Origin of the sequence: Streptomyces sp. MBT65, assembly GCF_016612545.1 — a bacterium.
Lineage (GTDB): Bacteria > Actinomycetota > Actinomycetes > Streptomycetales > Streptomycetaceae > Streptomyces.
In genome coordinates, this window is record NZ_JAENRY010000059.1 from 1 (window position 1) to 19,834 (window position 19,834).

Annotated in this window: 19 protein-coding genes and 2 pseudogenes; 5 read left to right on the forward strand and 16 right to left on the reverse strand. The window is 69.7% G+C overall.

What is annotated here, in order from left to right; genetic code table 11:
* From JHN63_RS15615 to JHN63_RS15655, 9 genes and pseudogenes are all read right to left on the reverse strand, one after another.
* Window positions 1-549, reverse strand: a pseudogene (locus JHN63_RS15615) (two-component sensor histidine kinase); the annotation flags it as partial.
* Window positions 550-573: 24 nt separating this feature from the next.
* Complete coding sequence (locus tag JHN63_RS15620) at window positions 574-1,464, reverse strand: DUF5936 domain-containing protein (RefSeq protein WP_200681683.1); 891 nt, start codon at window positions 1,462-1,464, stop codon at window positions 574-576.
* A 16-nt stretch (window positions 1,465-1,480) separates the two neighbouring features.
* Window positions 1,481-2,422 carry a type II secretion system F family protein gene (locus tag JHN63_RS15625; RefSeq protein WP_200681684.1) on the reverse strand — a complete coding sequence of 314 codons (942 nt, stop codon included), beginning with the start codon at window positions 2,420-2,422 and terminating at the stop codon, window positions 1,481-1,483.
* An 11-nt stretch (window positions 2,423-2,433) separates the two neighbouring features.
* On the reverse strand, window positions 2,434-3,774 hold the full coding sequence (locus JHN63_RS15630; protein WP_200681685.1) for a CpaF family protein: 1,341 nt from the start codon (window positions 3,772-3,774) through the stop codon (window positions 2,434-2,436).
* Between the two features lie 63 nt (window positions 3,775-3,837).
* A complete protein-coding gene (locus tag JHN63_RS15635; protein WP_200681686.1) occupies window positions 3,838-4,185 on the reverse strand; it encodes a TadE/TadG family type IV pilus assembly protein in 348 nt (115 codons plus the stop codon).
* A 1-nt stretch (window position 4,186) separates the two neighbouring features.
* On the reverse strand, window positions 4,187-4,576 hold the full coding sequence (locus tag JHN63_RS15640) for a TadE family protein (RefSeq protein ID WP_200681687.1): 390 nt from the start codon (window positions 4,574-4,576) through the stop codon (window positions 4,187-4,189).
* A 19-nt stretch (window positions 4,577-4,595) separates the two neighbouring features.
* On the reverse strand, window positions 4,596-5,846 hold the full coding sequence (locus JHN63_RS15645; protein WP_200681688.1) for an AAA family ATPase: 1,251 nt from the start codon (window positions 5,844-5,846) through the stop codon (window positions 4,596-4,598).
* A 9-nt stretch (window positions 5,847-5,855) separates the two neighbouring features.
* A complete protein-coding gene (cpaB, locus tag JHN63_RS15650) occupies window positions 5,856-6,569 on the reverse strand; it encodes a Flp pilus assembly protein CpaB (RefSeq protein ID WP_200681689.1) in 714 nt (237 codons plus the stop codon).
* Window positions 6,570-6,672: 103 nt separating this feature from the next.
* On the reverse strand, window positions 6,673-7,482 hold the full coding sequence (locus JHN63_RS15655) for a hypothetical protein (RefSeq protein WP_234476981.1): 810 nt from the start codon (window positions 7,480-7,482) through the stop codon (window positions 6,673-6,675).
* 376 nt (window positions 7,483-7,858) lie between these two features.
* On the opposite strand from JHN63_RS15655, the gene JHN63_RS15660 reads away from it, so the two are divergent.
* Complete coding sequence (locus JHN63_RS15660; RefSeq protein ID WP_200681690.1) at window positions 7,859-9,547, forward strand: chitinase; 1,689 nt, start codon at window positions 7,859-7,861, stop codon at window positions 9,545-9,547.
* Between the two features lie 88 nt (window positions 9,548-9,635).
* Here the strand turns inward: JHN63_RS15660 and JHN63_RS15665 are convergent, their stop codons facing one another.
* Entirely contained in the window at window positions 9,636-9,872 is a 237-nt protein-coding gene (locus JHN63_RS15665; RefSeq protein WP_200681691.1) for an antitoxin, read from the reverse strand.
* A 190-nt stretch (window positions 9,873-10,062) separates the two neighbouring features.
* Here JHN63_RS15665 and JHN63_RS15670 point away from each other — a divergent pair, with 190 nt between their 5' ends.
* The 3 genes from JHN63_RS15670 to JHN63_RS15680 all read left to right on the forward strand — a co-directional run bounded on the left by JHN63_RS15670 (window position 10,063) and on the right by JHN63_RS15680 (window position 13,567).
* The gene (locus tag JHN63_RS15670) at window positions 10,063-10,581 is read left to right on the forward strand and encodes a SigE family RNA polymerase sigma factor (RefSeq protein WP_200681692.1); all 519 of its coding nucleotides are present in this window, start codon (window positions 10,063-10,065) and stop codon (window positions 10,579-10,581) included.
* 130 nt (window positions 10,582-10,711) lie between these two features.
* Entirely contained in the window at window positions 10,712-11,962 is a 1,251-nt protein-coding gene (locus JHN63_RS15675; RefSeq protein WP_200681693.1) for a hypothetical protein, read from the forward strand.
* Window positions 11,963-12,217: 255 nt separating this feature from the next.
* Window positions 12,218-13,567 (forward strand): M14 family metallopeptidase, encoded by a 1,350-nt coding sequence (locus tag JHN63_RS15680; protein WP_200681694.1) that lies wholly within the window; start codon window positions 12,218-12,220, stop codon window positions 13,565-13,567.
* 19 nt (window positions 13,568-13,586) lie between these two features.
* On the opposite strand, the gene JHN63_RS15685 is transcribed toward JHN63_RS15680, so the two are convergent.
* The 6 genes and pseudogenes from JHN63_RS15685 to JHN63_RS15710 all read right to left on the reverse strand — a co-directional run bounded on the left by JHN63_RS15685 (window position 13,587) and on the right by JHN63_RS15710 (window position 18,411).
* A complete protein-coding gene (locus JHN63_RS15685; protein ID WP_200681695.1) occupies window positions 13,587-14,180 on the reverse strand; it encodes a hypothetical protein in 594 nt (197 codons plus the stop codon).
* A gap of 88 nt (window positions 14,181-14,268) precedes the next feature.
* A pseudogene (locus tag JHN63_RS54680) lies at window positions 14,269-14,391 on the reverse strand (hypothetical protein); the annotation flags it as partial.
* Between the two features lie 171 nt (window positions 14,392-14,562).
* Window positions 14,563-16,038 carry a GntP family permease gene (locus JHN63_RS15695; RefSeq protein WP_200681696.1) on the reverse strand — a complete coding sequence of 492 codons (1,476 nt, stop codon included), beginning with the start codon at window positions 16,036-16,038 and terminating at the stop codon, window positions 14,563-14,565.
* 153 nt (window positions 16,039-16,191) lie between these two features.
* Window positions 16,192-16,596: a RidA family protein gene (locus JHN63_RS15700; RefSeq protein WP_200681697.1), complete on the reverse strand. Its 405-nt coding sequence runs from the start codon at window positions 16,594-16,596 to the stop codon at window positions 16,192-16,194.
* 10 nt (window positions 16,597-16,606) lie between these two features.
* Complete coding sequence (locus tag JHN63_RS15705; RefSeq protein WP_200681698.1) at window positions 16,607-17,368, reverse strand: IclR family transcriptional regulator; 762 nt, start codon at window positions 17,366-17,368, stop codon at window positions 16,607-16,609.
* A complete protein-coding gene (locus JHN63_RS15710) occupies window positions 17,365-18,411 on the reverse strand; it encodes a sugar kinase (RefSeq protein WP_200681699.1) in 1,047 nt (348 codons plus the stop codon). Before JHN63_RS15710 ends, JHN63_RS15705 begins: the two co-directional genes overlap by 4 nt.
* Window positions 18,412-18,549: 138 nt before the next feature.
* On the opposite strand from JHN63_RS15710, the gene JHN63_RS15715 reads away from it, so the two are divergent.
* Window positions 18,550-19,827 (forward strand): amino acid deaminase, encoded by a 1,278-nt coding sequence (locus JHN63_RS15715; RefSeq protein ID WP_200681700.1) that lies wholly within the window; start codon window positions 18,550-18,552, stop codon window positions 19,825-19,827.
* Window positions 19,828-19,834: the final 7 nt, after the last annotated feature.

The window sequence follows — 19,834 nt, forward strand, 5'->3', positions numbered from 1 at the left end:
GACCACTACCGCCGCGCCCACCAGGCGGGTCGCCAGGCCGGGGGTGGCGTTGAGGAGGGCGGAGGGGGCGGCGAGGGCGATCATCGCGAGGCGGAAGCCGAAGACCTGCCTGCACATGGCCTGCAGGGCGCTGATCTGGATGGGGAGGGCCGGCTCCCGGCCTCCGGCCGGGGAAGACTTCCCACCGGCACCACTCGCAGCGCGCGCACCACTCGCAGCGCCCGTGCCGCCCACAGCGCCCGTGCCGCCCGCACTGTCCGTGCGACTCCCGTCGTCGGGTGCCGGTGGCCCCTGTGGGGCGTCCCCGCCGTCGGCGGCCAGCCGTTCTACACCCGGCTCCGCCGGTGGCCTCGGTACGCCGAGAAGCCGGCCCCCCGCCGGGACCCATCCCTCCGGCAGCGCCGGTGTCACCGACGTCACCGGAATGTCCGTCGCCCCCGACCGCACATGGTCCGGCAGCACCGTCCCGGCCGGCGGTGTCGTGATCTCCGTCGGTCCGGGGCGCCGGCGCAGCAGTCGTGTGCGTTCACGTCCCTCCGTGGTCGCCATCGTTCAAGTCACCCCCGTTCCCGCTCACTTGCCCGTGATCGTGCTGAAGTCCGTGCCGGAGCCGAGGAGAAGGCCCGCGCCGAGGAGCAGCATCGTGGCCGGGACCATGAACGTGGTGATCATCATGGTGGCCTTGGGCACCGCCCTGGCCGCCTTCCGCCGCGCGTTCTGCGCGTCCGTGCGGCGCATGTCCTTGGCCAGGGACACCAGCGTGTCGACGATCGGCGCGCCCAGCTCCTCGCCCTGCTGCAACGCCGTGACGAACATGGCCACTTGCTCGCTGTCGTTGCGGCGGCGCAGTTCCGTGAAGGCGGCTCGGCGGCTCATGCCGAGGTCCATCTGCCGTAGCGTGATGCGGAGTTCGTCCGCCCAGGGGCCCTCGTACTTCGACGCCACCCGGTCGAGCGCCTGGCGGAAGCCGAGGCCCGCGCTCACCACCACCGCCAGCACGTCCAGGAAGTCCGGCAGGGTCCGTTCGATCACGTCCCGGCGGATGCGGATCGCCGACCAGATGCCGACCTCCGTCCAGAACGCGGCGAAGGCGAACAGGATGATCGCGACGATGTAGTGCCCCTCGATCAGCATCAGCAGTCCGCCGAAGCCGCCGAGGAAGCCGTAGACCGCGCGGCGGGCCGCGTAGCGGTCGATGGTCAGGCCGCCCGGGTTGCCCGCGAGGTCTATCTTGCGGCGGTACTTGGCGACCAGCTTGGGGCCCATCAGCCGCAGGACCGCGGGGGCGTAGCGCATGCCCATGCGGTCGATGAGGGAGTCGACCGCGCCCGTGCGGGTCGCGCCGACCTCCAGGGCCAGGACGAGGTCGCTGGGCAGTTTGGCGTCGGCGCGGTACATGCGGATGCCCGCGAAGATGCCCCACACCGCGAGGCCCATGACCAGTCCGAGGACGAGTGCCACCATGTCTGTCCTCCTCCCCTCAGACGTCGATGCGGGACAGGCGGCGGATGAGGATGAAGCCCACCGCGTACAGCCCGAACGCGATGATCACGCAGGCCTGGCCGATCGGGGAGCCCGTCATCCGTTCCAGGGCGCCGGGTTTGACGCCGTTCATCAGGAAGAGGGCACCCACGCCCATCGCCGGGACGGCGTACGAGGTCATGTTGACCTGGGAGAGCTGGGTGCGGACCTCGCGGCGGGTCTCCTTGCGTTCCTCCAGGGTCTCCGTGAGGTTGCGCAGCGCGCTGACCACCTGGCCGCCCGCGCGGTTGGAGAGCACCAACGTCGTGACCAGGACGACCAGTTCGCGGGACGGGAGGCGGTCCGCCAGTTCGCTGAGCGCGTCGTCCATGGAGGCGCCGACCGCCAACTGGTTGGCCACCTTGGCGAGTTCCTCGCCCGCCGGTGCCTCCAGCTCCTCCGCCGCCATGCTGATCGAAGTGCGCAGCGCGAGACCCGCGTGGGTGGCGTTGGCCATGATGCGGGCCAGTTCGGGGAGTTGGTTGATGAACTTCTCGATGCGCTTCTGGCGTTGCCAGTTGAGGAACTGGATCGCGACTCCGATGCCCAACAGCCCGGCGATCGGCCCGAAGAAGGGCGCCAGCGAGGCCTGTCCGATCAGCCAGAGGGCCGCCACCGTGGCCAGCATGTAGACGAAGAACTCGCCCGGTGTCATGTCCAACCCCGTTGCCGCCAGCCGCAGTTCGAGCTGCCGGCCGAGGCGGGTACGGCGCAGTCTGCGGTCCAGGTCGCGGAACCGGCGGGTGCGGCCCACCTGGATCTGGCCGGTCGAGGTGAGCCGGTCGACCAGGGCCGCGCGCTGTGCCCTGCCCATGGCGTAGGCGTGCAGGCCGGCGACGCCCAGGACACAGGTCAGCAGGGTGATGCCGGTGGTGAGCGTGACGATCGTCTGGAGATCCATGGGGTCGGTCCCTACCTACTGGCTTCTCTGAGGGCGAGCTGTTCCGCGGTGTGGGCGACGCCGAAGGCCTGCGGCAGCGGCTGGCTCGCCATGTAGAGCCGGTCGGCGGTGCGGCGCGAGAGCGGGAAGTACTCGAAGGCGCCGTAGACCCGGCCGTCGGCGGAGATGGGCTGCGGGCTGAAGCGGGCCACCGTCGCCAGCCGGTACGGCTCGCTGCCGTGGCTGTCGAGGAGGGCGATCTCGGTGATCCGGCGGGCGCCGTCGGCGAAGCGGGTGAGCTGGATGATGACGTCGATGGCGCTGTTGATCTGATCGTGCAGCGCCTCGAAGGGGATCTCGACCTCGGACATGGACGCCAGGGTCTTCAGGCGCATCAGCGCGTCCTCGGCGCTGTTGGCGTGGACGGTGGCGAGGGAGCCGTCGTGGCCCGTGGACATCGCCTGGAGCATGTCGAGGGACTCGCCGCCGCGGACCTCACCGACCACGATCCGGTCGGGGCGCATGCGGAGGGAGTTGCGGACCAGGTCGCGGATGGTGACCTGGCCCTTGCCCTCGACGTTCGGCGGGCGGGCCTCCAGGCGGATCACGTGCGACTGCTGGAGCTGGAGTTCGGCGGAGTCCTCGATGGTGATGATGCGCTCGGTCTCCGGGATCAGGCCGGAGAGCGCGTTGAGGAGGGTCGTCTTCCCGGTGCCGGTGGCGCCCGACACGATGATGTTGAACTTCGCGTGCACCAGGCCCGCGAGGAGATACAGCATGTGCTCGTCGAGCGAGCCGAAGCCGACCATCTCCTGGAGCGTGAAGGAGCGCGGGAAGCGGCGGATGGTGAGCGTGGCGCCGGTCAGCGACAGCGGCGGGATGATCACGTTGACGCGCTCGCCGGACGGCAGTCGCGCGTCGACCATCGGATTCGACTCGTCCACCCGGCGGTTGACCGTCGACACGATCCGCTCGATGGTCTGCATCAGCTGGTCGTGGGAGGGGAAGCGGAGCGGCAACTGCTCGACGCGGCCGCCGCGTTCGACGAAGATCGCGTCCGGGCCGTTCACCATGATCTCGGTGATCGACGCGTCTTCGAGGAGCGGTTCGAGTATGCCGAGGCCGAGCGCCTCGTCGACGACCCGACGGATCAACTGCGAACGCTCGACGGTCGAGAGGACCGGACCCTCACGGCTGATGATGTGCCCGAGCACCCGCTCCAGGCGGGCCCGTCGCTCGGCGGCGGCCAGCGCGCTCATCTCCGCGAGGTCGATCTCCTCCAGGAGCTTGGCGCGGTACGAGGCGACCATGTGGCCGTCCTCGCCCCGATGGCCGTTCTCCTCGGGATGGTTGACACGTTCCCGCAGACCCATGAGTGCTGTGCTCCTCGCTCCTTGTTCAGTCGAACCGTGTTGTTCTCAGGTGTTCTCTGTCGTTCAGTGGTCGAGCGGCATGGTGGCCACCTTGCTGGCATCTCCGAAGCCGTCGTAGCCGGGGATGACGGACGGGATGTGGATGGTGGCGGTGACCGTGACCGTGTCGCCGCCGAACGACGCCGGGCAAGCGACCGAGAGCCAGTCGCTGACCGCCTCGCTGCACGCCGGCTGGGCGCCCTGCTGGAGCGAGGCGCTGCGCGCCCCCGCCCGGGCCGCCGTCCCCGCCTGCTCCGCGGTGTACGCGATCAGCCCGAGCTGCACCGCCGCCAGCGTGACGAGGATCAGGACCGGGATGAACCCGAGGTATTCGATGGCGACTTGACCGCGGTCCTTCCTGCCCTTGTCCATCTCAGTGCTTCGCCTCCTCTACGGCGCCCGCGTGGCCGTGCACCGTGAAGGGGAAGCCGATGGAGCCCGGGAAGAGGACGGGCACCTTGAGGGTGACGTCGGCCGTGACGAAGCCCGTGCCTTCGCAGGTCACCTTGGCGTCCCCCTTCCACGCGCCGTCCAGCTTGTCGAGGCCCGCCTGTTGGCAGGCGGCGGTGCGCGCGCCACCCGGCGCGGCCGCCGTCCCGGCCCGTACCGCCTCGTCCGCAGCATTCCCCGCGAGCGAGAACGTGTACCCCACCAGCGCGAACTGCCACATCAGCACCAGCGTCAGGATGATCAGCGGGGTCATGCCGAGGAACTCGATGGTGACCTGACCCCGGTCTCGCTCACGCCGAGAGAGCACAGCCATACGCACGTTCATCCCCCGTTCACTCCCTCCGCCGCCGGAAGCTCACCGAGCCGCGATCGCCGCCGCTCCGCGACCGCCCGCTCTTCTGGGCGACTTCGGGGACCTTGACCAGTCCCAGTTCGCCCGCGAGACCCCAAAGGGCCTGTTTCACCACGCTCTTGTTGTCGAGTTCGTGGAGGCGGCCCGCGTCCACCGCGCCCTGGAGTTCCTTGAAGTTGGCGGGGATCGCGGTGGCGGCGACCGCCGTGCCGGTGATCCGCTGGATGAGGGCGGGCTGGATCTCTGTACCGCGCGTGTGCCGGTTGACGACGATGGTCGTCTCCTCGGCCTTGCGGATCTGCAACCGGTCCCACATCCGGACGGTGCGCTTCGCGGCGCGTACGGCGACCACGTCCGGGGTGGTGAACAGCAGGGCCGTGTCGGCCATTTCGACGGCCGCCGCGCTCGCGCCGCTCATCTGCGCCCCGCAGTCGATGACGACGACCTCGTACCGGGAACGCAGCGCGCTGACGATCTGCCGGGCGGCCCGGTCGGTGACCTCCTCGCCGCGCTCGCCCTCGCCGGGGGCGAGCAGCAGCGCGACCCCGGTGTCGTGCCGGAACACGGCGTCGGCCAGGACGCGCGGCGAGATGTCGGTGATCGCGGCGAGGTCGACGACCGAGCGGCGGAACTGGACGTCCAGGTAGGAGGCGATGTCCCCGGTCTGCAGATCCATGTCGACGAGCGCGACGCTACGGCCCGACGCCTGCGCGGCGAGGGAGAGTTGGATCGCGGCGAGGGTCGCGCCGACCCCGCCCTTGGCGCCGCTGACCGTGACGACGGTGCCGCCGACGCCGGTGAACACATCGCCGCCGTGGCCCAGATGACGCCGTACGCCCACCGACCAGGCGGCGACGGCCTGGACGCGGGTGGCCAACTCCTCGTAGCTCAGCGGCAGGGCGATCAGACCGCGGGCGCCGGAGTCCATGGCGGCCTGGAAGAGGCCGGGGCTGGCGTCCGTGGTGACGAGGATGACGCCCACCGCGGGGAAGCGCAGCGCGACCTCGCGGACCAGCTCCAACGCGGGGACGGGACCGATGCGTTCATGCACCACCACGACCTCGGGCAGCTCGTCGACGGACTCGGCGGCGAGCCGGGCCAGGGTGTCGATGAGCTGCGTCGAATCGGCCACCGGGGCCACCGGGTCGGCGTCCGGGAGCTGGCTGAGCAGGGTCGTGATGGCGCGGATGGCGTCCGCGTCACCGACCGCCGGAAGAATCCTGGTGGGCATGCCGGCCTCTCACTTGTCCTTCGCGAGTTCGTACGTCCGGTCCTTGTCGGGCACGGTCGTATCGCCGCCGGGGGCCACCAGCGCGAGCCGGACCCGCTTGGCGAACGACTCGGCGTAGGTGATCCGCTGGGCGTCGAGCGTGGAGAGCGCGAAGGTGATCGGCACGCCGTCGGTGGCCCCCTGCTGGTTCTTGTCGCTGTTGCTGCCCGGGTCGAGGGCGGTGATGTGGCCGACGTCGATGACCTTCGCGTTCGTCACGATGATCTTCGACTGGTCGGGGTCGCCCTCTTTCGCGCCCTCGAAGGTGGCGTACACGTTGACCGTGGAGCCCGGGTCGATCTTGCCGGCGACGCCGGTCGCCGCGTCGATCATGATGGCGACCTCCTGCTGCCCCGGTTGCAGGGCGGGCTGGTCCACGATCATGTCGGTCTGGAGCAGGGAGCCCCCGCGCAGGGTGGTCACCGCGATCTTGCCCCTGATCTGGTCGAGATCGGTCACGGCGGTGTCCGACAGCCACCGCTTGGGCATCTCGATCTTCTTGAACTGGGCGGCGGTGAGAGCCGTGTAGGGCGCCACGTTGTCCTTGACCTGGTACGCCGTGACCTCGGGACCGACCTTGGACTTCACGTCACGGATGACGGAGAGGACGCCGGCGAACGCGCCGAGGGCGCAGATCACCGACAGGAGCAGGAGTATCACGCCGCGGCGCTGACGGGAGTTCATGAACCGTACAACCTCATTGGGGATATCGGTCGAGCGGAAATGAGCGGATCGAACCGGGTCTGGCGAGTTCGTGTGCTGTAAGCGTGTCCTGTGAGTTGAGGACTTATCCGCTCGATGTTTGGTTCTCGTGAACGGGCGGTGTGGCGGAGCAGAAGACACAACGGTCGCCGATGACGTCGATACCGCACCAGTGGCACACGGACTGCCGTACCGAGGTGACCAGTTGGTACAGCACCGACAGGTCGGGCAGATACGTACAGAACTCGATCATCTTGCTCGTACCCCACCATGTCACCGACTCGGCGGGCAGGGTGGCCTCGCGCAGCCCCATCGCGTTCCACGCCGGGGCGAGGGTGGTGCCGATCCAGTCGGACTGCAACTGTCCCTTGGCGACCAGCATCCAGGTACCGAACTCCGGCCCCTCCAGGGTGACTCCGGGGCCGACCCGGACCAACTGCGGCTCGGGGTGGGCGATCACCGCGAACTGGCTGCCGGGCACCCAGGACTTGGCGTGCGACTTGAGGCCGACGGGGACCCGGTCCAGTTTGGTGACCGAGCCGAGGACCGCGCCCGCGTGGATGTAGTGGGTGAGGAGCCGGCCGGCCGAGGCGAGCACGCCGGGGCTGAGGTCACAGGTCGCGAGCTGCCTCAACTGGCGGGCCAGGACGGCGAGTCCGAGCGGGGGCAGATTCGGACGGAACAGGGCGATCCGGTCGCTCTCCAGGATGGACCGGATCGTGTGCAGCCGTCGGTCGACGCCCTCGGAGACGGCCTGCGAGGACACGACGACGACATGCCCGTGCTGGTCGATGAGGGACTGCATCTCCGACAGCGCCTGGTCCAGCGGTCGTTGATCCAGGTCCCGCAGGACGACGGCGGGCAGGGTCCGTTCGTCCTGTGCGGGCAGCGCCATGTCGGCGCTGGTCACGGCAATGGCAGTTGGCACGCTCAGCTCCCCGTTTCACGCCTGTCGGCCCACCGGCATCACTTCCGGTACGCCGAGTTGACTTCACTGCGTGACTACCTCAGCACTGTAACCACGCCCCTGTGACCGGAGAACAGCGTTTCTGTAGCTGTGCGGCAACTGTCATCGCACACAACACGCCAAACCGGGGCAGGTCGAGCAACTGGTCCGCGCCGAAGCGCCGAGCCGGCCGCCGGAGAACTTGGTCTGGACCTCTTGACAGCGGATTGGTCTGGACCAACTCTTGAACTCCAGCGGTGGCCACCGTCGTCACAGTCCCCTCCAAACTCCCCCACCGGAGGCATCAGTGGACCGCGCACCAGGCATGCCCGTCCTCAGGAACAGACGTCTGTGGGCCGGGGTCGCCATGGCCGCCCTCGCCCTCTCCTTCGCGGGCACCGGCCAGGCGTCCGCCGCCGACATCAACAACGCCAGGAACGCCGGCTTCGAGTCGGGCCTGACCAACTGGACCTGTACGGCGGGCAGCGGCACGACCGTCTCGTCCCCGGTGCACGGCGGCGCCTCCGCCCTGAAGGGCACCCCGGCCGGGCAGGACAACGCGCAGTGCGTCCAGTCGGTCGCGGTCAAGCCCAACTCGACGTACACGCTGAGCGCGTGGGTGCAGGGCGGCTACTCCTACCTGGGCGTGACGGGCACGGGCACCACGGACGTGTCGACCTGGACCCCCGACACCACGACCTGGAAGCAGCTGTCGACGACCTTCACGACGGGCTCCTCGACCACGTCCGTCTCGGTGTACACCCACGGCTGGTACGGACAGGCGGCGTACTACGCGGACGACATCTCGGTCTACGGCCCGGACGGCGGCGGTGGCGGCGACCCGGCCCCGACGGTCCCGGCGACCCCCACGGGTCTGAGCGTCTCCTCGACGACCTCGTCCTCCGTCTCCCTCGCGTGGAGCGCGGTGTCGGGCGCCACGGGCTACAACGTCTACCGCAGCGGCACGAAGATCACGGCGGTGACCGGAACGTCCGCCACGATCACGGGACTTACGGCCTCCACGTCGTACTCCTTCCAGGTCACGGCGACCAACTCGGCCGGTGAGTCCGGGAAGTCGACGGCGGTGACGGGCACGACGACGGCGACCGGCGGGGGTGGCGGCGGCACCCTGCCGAAGCACGCGGTGACCGGGTACTGGCAGAACTTCAACAACGGCGCGACCGTGCAGAAGCTCTCGGCCGTCTCCTCCCAGTACGACATCATCGCGGTGGCCTTCGCGGACGCGACCTCGACCCCGGGCGCGGTCTCCTTCACGCTCGACTCGGCCGGTCTCGGCGGTTACACGGTCGACCAGTTCAAGGCCGACATCGCGGCCAAGCACGCGGCCGGCAAGAAGGTGATCATCTCGATCGGCGGCCAGAACGGCACGATCTCGGTGAGCGACTCGACGTCCGCGACGAACTTCGCCAACTCGGTCTACTCCCTGATGCAGACGTACGGCTTCGACGGCGTCGACATCGACCTGGAGAACGGGATCAACGCGACCTATATGACCCAGGCGTTGAGGTCCCTGTCCTCGAAGGCGGGCTCCTCGCTCGTCATCACGATGGCGCCCCAGACGATCGACATGCAGTCGACGTCGAACGCGTACTTCCAGACCGCCCTGAACGTGAAGGACATCCTCACGGTCGTCAACATGCAGTACTACAACAGCGGGACGATGCTGGGCTGCGACGGCAAGGTCTACGGCCAGGGCACGGTGGACTTCCTCACCGCCCTCGCCTGCATCCAGTTGCAGGGCGGCCTCTCCCCGTCCCAGGTGGGCCTGGGCCTCCCGGCCTCGACGAGCGCGGCCGGCAGCGGCTACGTCTCCCCCACCATCGTGAACAACGCCCTCGACTGCCTCACGGCCGGCACCAACTGCGGCACCTTCAAGCCGTCGAAGACATACCCCGACCTGCGGGGCGCGATGACCTGGTCGACCAACTGGGACGCGGCCGCGGGCAGTTCGTGGTCCAACTCGGTGGGAGCGCATGTGCACGCGCTGCCGTAGCGGCCACAACGGCCTTTGCCGTGCCTGGAGTTCAGTGGTGAACGAGGAGTGCGACCGAGCTGTCGGGTTGCACTCCTCCTCGTTGTGCCTACTCCGCCGACCGGTCCTTGCCGTCGGTGTTCTCCGCGTTCTGAGCGAGCCGCTCCAGCAGAGCCTGCGCCTTGTCGACCGCGGTGTCGATCTGCTCGCTGTGCTTGCCGTCCGTCTTCTCGTCGACGAGATCACCGGCCTTCTCCAAGCCGTCGGAGATCTTGTCCCCGTGCTCCTCGGCGATCTCCTCGGCCTTGTCCTTGAGCTTGTCCAGGTCCGGCAGGTTGTCGAACACGACAGTTCCCCTCGCTGCAACGGGCGTACACGGTCCAGGACATGGTCGTCACGCCGGACCCCGGGAGGGCAAGGGCGTGTTCGGGGCGCATGAATCGATACCGGCGACCTGAAACATTTCTGTGCGCCCATCGCATCAGTACAAGTGAGGGCGGTGCCGGGACCGGGACCGACGGGCAGGGGGAACAGGCGTGAGACGACAGGAACGTGCCGATGAATACGCGGAGTTCGCCGCCGCACGGGCCGGGCATCTCTATCGGTCCGCCTGTCTGCTGACCGCCGGGGACACGCATCTCGCGGAAGACCTGGTCCAGGAGACGCTCGGCAAGCTGTACGTCGGCTGGGGGCGGATGTCCCGGGTCGGCAACCCCGCCGGGTACGCCCAGACCGTCCTCACCCGTACCTACCTCGCCCATCAGCGGCGCCGCAGCAGCACCGAGCGCGCCACCGACGTCCTGCCCGACCGGCCCGACCCCGGCGCCCGCGGCGCCGACACCCCGCTCCGGCTGACCCTGCTCCAGGCCCTCTCCCGGCTGCCCGCGAAGGACCGGGCCGTGGTCGTCCTGCGGTACTGGGAGGACCGGTCCGTGGAGGAGACCGCCGACGTCATGCACGTCAGCTCGGCCGCCGTACGCACCCGTTGTGTCCGCGCGCTCGGCCGGCTGCGCGAACTGCTCGGCGAGAACCTCGACGAGTACGCCCGCCCCTGAGCAGCCCCCGCCCGAGTCCATCGCTCCAACGACTTCGCTCCGGCTCCTCGCCCCAACTCCCTTCTCCCGCAAGCTCCTTAACTCCTCAGCTCCTAACTCCTCAGCTCCTGACGCGAAACGGCGGTCCGCCATGCCCGACACCCAGCACAGCGACCCCCTCGACCCCTTCGAGGAACGGCTCACCGCCGGCCTGCACGACGCGGGCAACGCCTTCGAGACCGACCGGGCCGCGCTCGCCCACGCCGGCGCCCTCAAGGGCCGCCGCCGTCTGCTGCGCCGCCGCAACGCCGCCGTCATGGGCGGCGCGGCGGGCATCGCCCTCGTCGGCGTGGGCGGGGCGCTGCTCCTGCCGAGCGGGAACCCCGCCAAGGCACAGGGTTCCGCGGCCACCTCCACCCGTGCCTCCGCCACCTCCGCCCCCGCTCCCCTCTCCGGGGAGGACCTGTTGCGGAAGCTCACACTCCTGGTGGGCGACGGCGCCTACTCCAAGACCGTGGCCCGTGGCACGGACGAGGGACCGTCGCCGTACGTCCATGTCGTCTACGACGACGGGAAGGGCAAGGCGGCGATCGAGGTCGGCATGGGCCGGGTGGAGCCGGGGAGCGACGAGGCGCGGCAGATCACCAAGTGCCCGGCGAAGGTGTTCACGCACTACGACGCGTGCGGCACGAACCGGCTGGCGGACGGGTCGATGGTCATGGTCCTTCAGGGGTACGAGTATCCGGACCGCCGGGTGGACACCAAGCTGTGGAGCGCCGAACTCGTCACACCGCAGGGGCAGCATGTGAGCGTGAGCGAGTGGAACGCCGCCGCGGAGAAGGACTCGCCGATCACCCGGAGCCAACCGCCGCTGTCTCCCGCCCGGTTGACGAAACTCGCGGCTTCGGACGCGTGGCGGGAGGCCATCGACGCGATGCCCGAGCAGACGCCGACGGGGACCTCGACGGCGGAAACGAGCGGCTCCGCTCTCAACGCTCCCATCGCCCCGACGCTGAAGCGCCTGCTGCCGAAGGGGTTCACGGTGTCCGACAGCAGTGGTGACGACAGCGGGTTCGGCTATCTCGTCGTCGACGACGGCAAGGGCAGGAGCCTGGTCCAGGTCAACGTCCAGGCGAACATGTCGAACGCCGAGGACGAGCTCTTCGGTTCGGACGCCGAGGTCCTGTCCGACGGCACGAAGGTCGCCACCCACCAGGAACCGGGCGAGAAGGGCGGCGCGGGGGTCGTGATGTGGACCGTCGACACCCTCCGCACCGACGGGACGCGCGTGGTGATCAGCGCCTTCAACTCCGGCGCCCAGGACACCGCCGCGACCCGCAAGACCCCGGCCCTGACGACGAAACAGCTCCGGACGATCGCCCTCAGCCCCAACTGGCTCTGATTCAGGGGGAGTCGACGGAACTCGTCGGCCGCACGAGGAGATGGTTCCCGCGCTCGCCGCCCCGCAATGCTCCTCCGCCGAAGTGGCGGTAATCCGGCCACCCACTTTGGACGCCCTTGACCTGACCATGCCAACACATCAACATAGGCGCCACACAGGAACACCCGGAGGAACCCGCACACGAACACCCCACCCGCACGCGGTACTTCACGCACGTCGCACTGAAACACCCCCCAACTCCAGCAAGGAGATTTCATGCGACTTCGCATACGCGGCTCAGGCACCCGAAGCGGCAGACGCACCGCCGCGCTCGCCGCCCTGATGGCCCTCGCCCTCGCGGCACCCGTCACGGCGAACGCCACCGCCGACAACGCGCGGCAGGCCTCCCCGGCCGCGGACGACATCCGCCAGTACGAGATCCACGTCGACCACAACACCCCGGTCACGCGGACGGCCATCGCGGCGGCGGGCGTCACCGTGGACGAGTCCGACGAGGAGACCGTGGTCGTCTCCGGCCGCGCCGCCCAGATCAAGCAGCTGCGCCAACAGGGCTACGCCGTCTCGCTGTTGGGCGCGGCACCCGACCGCTCCTCGGCGGCGGACGGCGCCCGGCTCCTCGACTTCCCCACGGCCGACTCGAAGTACCACAACTACGCCGAGGCGAACACGGAGATCGACCAGCGGCTCGCCGCCTACCCGGGCATCATGAGCAAGAAGGTGATCGGCAAGTCGTACCAGGGCCGGGACATCGTCGCCATCAAGGTCAGCGACAACGTGGCCACCGACGAGAACGAGCCCGAGGTCCTCCTCACCTTCCACCAGCACGCGCGCGAACACCTCACGGTGGAGATGGCGTTGTACCTGCTGCGCGAACTGGGCGCGGGTTACGGCACCGACTCCCGCGTCACGAGCATCGTCAACAGCCGGGAGATCTGGATCGTGCCCGATCTCAACCCGGACGGCGGCGAGTACGACATCGCGACCGGCGCCTACCGGTCCTGGCGCAAGAACCGCCAGCCCAACTCCGGCTCCAGTTACGTCGGTACGGACCTCAACCGGAACTGGAACTACAAGTGGGGCTGCTGCGGCGGCTCTTCGGGCTCGACCTCGTCCGAGACCTACCGGGGCGCGTCCGCCGAGTCGGCGCCCGAGGTGAAGGTGGTCGCGGACTTCGTGCGCGGCCGGGTCGTCGGTGGGAAGCAGCAGATCACCGCGGGCATCGACTTCCACACGTACAGCGAACTGGTGCTGTGGCCCTTCGGCTACACGTACTCCGACACGGCCACCGGGATGACCGCGGACGACGCCGCCGCGTTCAAGGCGGTCGGGCAGAAGATGGCCGCGAGCAACGGCTACACGGCCGAGCAGTCCAGCGACCTGTACATCACGGACGGTTCGATCGACGACTACCTCTGGGGCAGTCAGAAGATCTTCGACTACACCTTCGAGATGTATCCGACGTCCAGTTCCGGGGGCGGTTTCTACCCGCCCGACGAGGTCATCGAGCGGGAGACCTCCCGGAACCGGGACGCGGTGTTCCAACTGCTGGAGAACGCGGACTGCATGTACCGGTCCATCGGCAAGCAGGCCCAGTACTGCAGCTAGCCGTCTGTCCGGCTGCCGGCTAGTCCTTGCGGACCTCGGCCTCCGCCTCGGCGAGCGCGGCTTCGTCCACCTCGGCGGACTCGTCGTCCTCGTCCTCGTCGCCGTCCTCGAAGTAGGCGTCGAGAACCGCGTCGAGCTGCGTCTCCCACTCACCGAACCGGCTCCTGGCCGCCGCCTCGATCTCGATCGGGTACCAGCGGCGGTCAGGAGTGTGCACCGTGATGGTGAACCGCTTGCCGAAGCGCGGGGTCTCGGTCTCCACGGCGCCGATCTCGTCCCAGCGGAACTCGCACGCCTGGTCGTCCAGGCGCAGTCGTACGCCCTTCGCGTCCGCGACGATCTCCGCACGACGGTCGGACGCCTCGAAGACGGGCCCTTCGGACGCCTCCTCATCGGCTTCTTCGGCGTCGTCGTCCTCGACGACGGCCTTCTCGGCCTCCGCCTCGTCGACGTCCGCCTTCTCGGCCGACGACTCCTCCGGCTCCGCCGCCTCGGCCTTCGCGTCCTCCGGTGTGTCGGAGGACCCGGCGGGTGCGGTGAGCCCGGGGACGAAGGCCGGGTCGAATCCGGCGCCCTCCAGGGGCTGGCTGCTCGAACCTATGCGCTGCTCCACAGCGCGAAGTATGGTCGACGATCCTGTGTCAGGCACAGCCGGCCCCGACTTCGTTATCAGACGCCTACACGGCGTCCCGGGCGAACTTCTACACGAAGACACTCAATACGGCCGCCACCGCGAACCCCGCCACCGACAACACCGACTCCAACACGGTCCACGTCCTCAACGTGTCCCGCTCGCTGATCCCGAAGTACTTCGCCACCATCCAGCTGCATCTGTCAGCGCGCTCCGCGCGCGGGCCCCGTCGTTGACGTACGAGGCGAAGATCGAGCCCGCCGAGGCGGAACCGCCGGCCTTCACACCCGCCACAGCGGGAGCCACCGCCGCCGGCCGGCCGGAAGCCGTACCGACCGACCGCGACGATCACACCACCCGACTCCTACACGAACAGACTCAGCACCGCCGCCACCGCGAACCCCGCCACCGACAACACCGACTCCAGCACCGTCCACGTCCTCAACGTGTCCCGCTCGCTGATCCCGAAGTACTTCGCCACCATCCAGAAGCCGCCGTCGTTGACGTGCGAGGCGAAGATCGAGCCCGCCGAGATCGCCATGATGACGAGGGCGACGAAGGCCTGGGAATGGTCGCCCTCGGCGAGGAGGGGGGCCACGATGCCGGCCGTCGTGACGATCGCGACCGTCGCCGAGCCCTGGGCCACCCGCAGGACCAGCGAGATCAGGTACGCGAGGACCAGTACCGGCAGGCCCACGTCGTGGAAGGTGTCCGAGAGGGCCTGGGCGACGCCGCTCGCCTTGAGGACGGCGCCGAAGACCCCGCCCGCGCCGACGACCAGGATGATGTTGCCGACCGGCTTGAGGGACGCGGTGGAGACGGTCTCCAGGGACTTGCGGGACCAGCCCCGTCGTAGGCCCAGGAGGTAGTACGCGAGGAGGAGCGCGATGGTGAGGGCGACGAAGGGGCTGCCGAAGAACTCCACCACCGAGCGGCCGGTGGACGGGTCGAAGGCGATCGACGAGAAGGTGGCCGCGAGGATGAGGACCAGGGGCGTACCGATGATCGCGAGGACCGTGCCCAGCGCCACCGGCTCCTCCTGCGGTACGACACCGGACTCCCGCTGTTCGTCGATGACCGCCTGCTTCGCCTCGGCCGCCGCCTCGACCATGTCCTGCGGTACGGCGACGAAGATCCGCTTGCCGATCCAGGCCGCGTAGGCCCACGCGGCGAGCACCGCCGGGATGCCGCAGACGATGCCCATGAGGATGACCCAGCCGAGCTGGACGTGGAGGAGACCGGCCGCCGCGACCGGGCCGGGGTGCGGCGGCAGGAACGCGTGGGTCATCGACAGGCCCGCGAGCAGCGGCAGGCAGTAGAGCAGGATCGACTTGCCGCCGCGCTTGGCGGCGGCGTACACGATCGGCGCGAGGACGAAGATGCCGACGTCGAAGAAGACCGGGATGCCGAAGATCAGGCCGGTGAGGCCCATGGCGAGGGGCGCTCGCTTCTCGCCGAACAACCCGAGCAGCCTCGACGCCAACACCTCGGCCCCGCCGCTGACTTCGAGGATCGCGCCGAGCATCGTGCCCAGGCCGATGATGATCGCGACATGGCCGAGGATGCCGCCCATGCCGGACTCGATGGTGGAGACGGCGTCCGAGCGCTGCACCGTGCCGAAGAGTTCGGTGACCGACAGTCCGGCCAGCAGGCCGACGGTTATGGAGACGGCGAGGAGGGCCACGAAGGGCTGGAGTCTGACCTTGATGATCAGGAAGAGCAGGAGCGCGATTCCTATGGCGGCGACCGTCAACAGGCCTGCCGTACCGTCGAGCAGGAGGAGCAGGCCTCCGGTGTGGGGTGGGGTCGCGGGGGCGGTGGCGGCGAGCGGTAGCGACATGTGGGGTCCTCGTGCTCGAAAGGGCATGGGTCCGGGGGTCTGGGGGATGTCCCCCAGAGGGCACAGCCGGGCAGGGGGGATCGCGGCGCGGCACCCCGGAGGGCGCCGAACCGTCGTACGGTGTGCGGGAGTTGGAGCGGTACCAGCTCGGCGCTAGCCCAGAACGGCCAGCGCGTCGATCTCGATGAGCAGCCCCGCGGGCAGGCCGACGTAGACCGTCGTGCGCGCGGCCGGGACCTCGACGAGTCCCTCGAAGTACGTGTTGTAGATCGCGTTCATCTCGGCGAAGTGGTCCACGTCCGTCAGATAGACGCGGAGCATCATCACGTCCTCCCAGCTCGCGCCGCCCTCCTCCAGGATCGCCTGGACGTTGGCGAGGGTCTGGAGGGTCTGCTCGCGCAGGGTGGGACCGGCCGGCGTGGGCGGCTTGCCCTCCTCGGCGGGGAGGAAGCCGACCTGGCCGGCGACCTGGAGGATGTTCCCCTTGCGGACGCCGTGCGAGAACTTGGCGGGCGGGGTGGTGTGGGTCTTGGGCGTGAGGGCGGTCTTCTCGGTCATACGGGGTCCTTCACTCGGGGTCTTTCACGGTGGTGCGGCCGGAGTACTCCCCGCTGATGGCGTCCGCCGTGCGGCGGACCAGGGGAAGCAGCGTGAGGAGTTCGTCGGCGGTGACGACGACGTTCGGCGCGGAGACCGACATCGCGGCGGCCACGCGTCCGTCGGCGCCCCGGATCGGCGCGGCGACGCAGTTGATGGACTCTTCGTGGCCGCCGAGGTCGGTGGCCCAGCCCTGTTCCCGCACCTTCTCCAACTCCCGCAGGAAAGCGGGGGCGTTGGGGGTGGAGCGGGCGGTGTACATGGGGTATTCGAGCTTGTCGGCGAGGACCCGCCGCTCGGCGTCCGGGAGGTCGGCGAGCAGCAGCTTGGCCACGCCCGCGACCGTGATCGCGACGGGCTTCCCGATCCGCGAGTACATCCGCACCGGGTAGCGGCTCTCCACCTTGTCGATGTAGAGGACCTCGTTCTCCTCGTACACCGCGAGGTGGACGGTGTGCCCGCACTGTTCGTTGAGGCGTACGAGATGGGGGTGGGCGATCTCGCGGATGTCGAGGTTCTCCATCGCCTCCTGGGCGAGGGCGATGAGGCGGGCGCCGAGGCGGTAGCGCTGGTCGGACTGGCGGTAGACCAGGCCGTGTTCGTGCAGCGTGCGCAGCAGGCGCAGGGCCGTCGACTTGTGGACGTCGAGGCGCTCGGCGACCTGGCCGAGATCGGCGGGGCCCTCGGCGAGCAGCGGCAGGATGCTGAGCGCGCGGTCGACGGTCTGACTCATGGGGTTCGTACCTCCTCGTCGGCCCGGTCGGCGGCGTCGGTCCAGCCGGGGCCGAGTCGAAGTCTCCCCCACGACCCCTCGTCCAGGGCGACCAGCCGGTCGGCGTGGTCGCGGACCGGGGGCGCGGCGAGGTCGCCGGGGACGGTGAGGGCGGCGGCGGCCGTCAGGTGCCCGTGCCGCAGCCGGTCCCGTACGGGAAGTCCCCGCAGGGTCGCGGAGAGGAACCCGGCGGCGAAGGCGTCCCCGGCCCCCACCTCGGCGACGACGTCGACGTGCGGCGCGGGCACGAAGGTGACGGAGTCCTTGTGGAAGACGGTGGCCCCGCGTCCGCCCTGCTTCACGACGAGCGTCTCGGGGTCGGGGAACGCGTCCCGTACGGCATCGGCCCCGACCAGCCCCCAGACCTCGGCGGCCTCGTCCTCGCCGACGAACACGAGGTCCGCGCCGCGCGCCAGCTCCAGCAGCACGCTGGGTCCGTCGGCCGAACGCCCCAGCGCGGGGCGGTGGTTGACGTCGAAGGAGATCAGCGGGCGGCGGGCGCGGAGCGCGGTCAGCTCACGGACCAGGCCGAGACAGCCCTCGGAGAGCATCGGGGTGATCCCGGACAGATGCAGCACCCGCCCGGCCCGTACGGCGGCCAGGTCCACGGTGTCGACGGCCATCGCGGAGGCGGCGGACCCGGCCCGGTAGTACGCGACCTCGTGCGCGTCGGTGGCCCGGTCCCCGGCGGTGCGGAAGTAGATGCCGGTCGGCCGCGCGGGATCACGCCGTACGGCCGAGACATCGACCCCATACCCGCCGATGGTCTCGACGAGATGGTCCCCGAAGCCGTCCGCCCCGACCCGGCTGACCCACCGCACACTGTGCCCGGCCGCCGCCAGCACGCACGCGACGTTCGACTCGGCGCCGCCGATGGCGCGATCGAAGGACGGCACGTCGGCGAGGCGGCCCGGGCGGCTGGGTAGGAACGTGACCATGGACTCGCCCAGCGCTACGACGTCCACGACGTCACGGGCGGCGGTGGACTGTCCGTCGGCGGTCACGATGGTGATGGCTCCTCGTCCGGTGCGCCGGGGGCGGCGGCTCCGTTGACCCGGTGTTGGGCGAGATGTTAGACAGCGGTAAGCGATATACGCAATGAAGGTTGCAGAGATTGCAACACTCCAGCTCAGGGAGGCCCCATGGTCCGTGACACCGGTACCGAAGCGCTCGCCCGGCTCTCCGGGGAACGCGTCGACCACCGTTTCAAGGGCCTCCCCCCGGACGCGGACGGCCGCACCGTCGCCGAACTGTCCGCCCAGCGCCGCAACCTCTTCACCGGCGGCTTCACCACCCCCGTCCTCGCCCTCTCCGCCGAGCGCCTGGAGCACAACCTCCGGCTCATGGAGACCTACGCGACCCGCCACCGCCTCGCCTTCGCCCCGCACGGCAAGACCTCCATGGCCCCCCAGCTCTTCCACCGCCAACTCGCCCACGGCGCCTGGGGCATCACCCTCGCGGTCCCCCACCAGGTGCGCGTGGCAAGGAAGTTCGGCATCGACCGGATCTTCCTCGCGAACGAACTCGTCGACCCGGCGGCCCTGAAGTGGATCTCGTCCGAACTCGACACCGACCCCGACTTCCGTTTCATCTGTTACGTCGACTCCGTGCGCGGGGTCGAGTCGATGGACGCGGCCCTGCGCGGCGCCGCCCGCCCGCTGGACGTCGTCGTCGAACTGGCCGCCGGCGAGGGCGCCCGCACCGGCGTGCGTACGGAGGCGGAGTGCGCGGCGGTCGCGGACGCGGTGGCCGCCGTAGGGACTCTGCGGCTGGTCGGAGTCGCCGGGTACGAGGGCGAGGTGCCGCGGGCGGATCCGGAGCGGGTGGATGCCTGGTTGCGGCGGCTGGTCTCCCTGGCCGTGGAGTTCGACAAGGGCGGGCGTTTCACGGGAGTCGACGAGATCGTCGTCAGCGCGGGTGGCAGCGCGTGGTTCGACGCGGTGGCCGACGTCTTCGCCGAACTGCCCGAACTCTCGCTCCCCGCACTGAAGTTGCTGCGCTCGGGCGCCTACGTCTCGCACGACGACGGGCACTACCGCGAGATCACCCCCTTCACCCGCATCCCCGAGGAGGGCGCCCTGGAACCGGCGTTCCGGCTCTGGGCGCAGATCGTCTCCCGCCCCTCCCCCGAGCAGGCCTTCGCCAACGCGGGCAAGCGGGACGCGGCCTACGACCTCGACCTCCCCCTCGCCCAGGTCGTCCGCCGGGACGGCACCGAGCACCCGGCGACCGGCATCGAGGTCACCGGCCTCTCCGACCAGCACGCGTGGCTGCGGACGACGTCCGAGGCGGACCTGGAGGTCGGGGACTGGATCGGCCTGGGCCTGTCCCACCCCTGCACGTCCTTCGACAAGTGGCAGTTGATCCCGGTGGCGGAGGCGGACGGGACGGTCGTCGACTACATCCGTACGTTCTTCTAGGAGGAGT

Coding starts and splice junctions, on each gene's coding strand:
- JHN63_RS15620 (WP_200681683.1), bottom strand. CDS start 1,464: ATGGTGGCACTCGTCCTCGGACTGGTCATGGGCCTCGCGGTGTGGGGC.
- JHN63_RS15625 (WP_200681684.1), bottom strand. CDS start 2,422: ATGGATCTCCAGACGATCGTCACGCTCACCACCGGCATCACCCTGCTG.
- JHN63_RS15630 (WP_200681685.1), bottom strand. CDS start 3,774: ATGGGTCTGCGGGAACGTGTCAACCATCCCGAGGAGAACGGCCATCGG.
- JHN63_RS15635 (WP_200681686.1), bottom strand. CDS start 4,185: ATGGACAAGGGCAGGAAGGACCGCGGTCAAGTCGCCATCGAATACCTC.
- JHN63_RS15640 (WP_200681687.1), bottom strand. CDS start 4,576: ATGGCTGTGCTCTCTCGGCGTGAGCGAGACCGGGGTCAGGTCACCATC.
- JHN63_RS15645 (WP_200681688.1), bottom strand. CDS start 5,846: ATGCCCACCAGGATTCTTCCGGCGGTCGGTGACGCGGACGCCATCCGC.
- cpaB (WP_200681689.1), bottom strand. CDS start 6,569: ATGAACTCCCGTCAGCGCCGCGGCGTGATACTCCTGCTCCTGTCGGTG.
- JHN63_RS15655 (WP_234476981.1), bottom strand. CDS start 7,482: ATGGCGCTGCCCGCACAGGACGAACGGACCCTGCCCGCCGTCGTCCTG.
- JHN63_RS15660 (WP_200681690.1), top strand. CDS start 7,859: ATGCCCGTCCTCAGGAACAGACGTCTGTGGGCCGGGGTCGCCATGGCC.
- JHN63_RS15675 (WP_200681693.1), top strand. CDS start 10,712: ATGCCCGACACCCAGCACAGCGACCCCCTCGACCCCTTCGAGGAACGG.
- JHN63_RS15680 (WP_200681694.1), top strand. CDS start 12,218: ATGCGACTTCGCATACGCGGCTCAGGCACCCGAAGCGGCAGACGCACC.
- JHN63_RS15695 (WP_200681696.1), bottom strand. CDS start 16,038: ATGTCGCTACCGCTCGCCGCCACCGCCCCCGCGACCCCACCCCACACC.
- JHN63_RS15700 (WP_200681697.1), bottom strand. CDS start 16,596: ATGACCGAGAAGACCGCCCTCACGCCCAAGACCCACACCACCCCGCCC.
- JHN63_RS15705 (WP_200681698.1), bottom strand. CDS start 17,368: ATGAGTCAGACCGTCGACCGCGCGCTCAGCATCCTGCCGCTGCTCGCC.
- JHN63_RS15715 (WP_200681700.1), top strand. CDS start 18,550: ATGGTCCGTGACACCGGTACCGAAGCGCTCGCCCGGCTCTCCGGGGAA.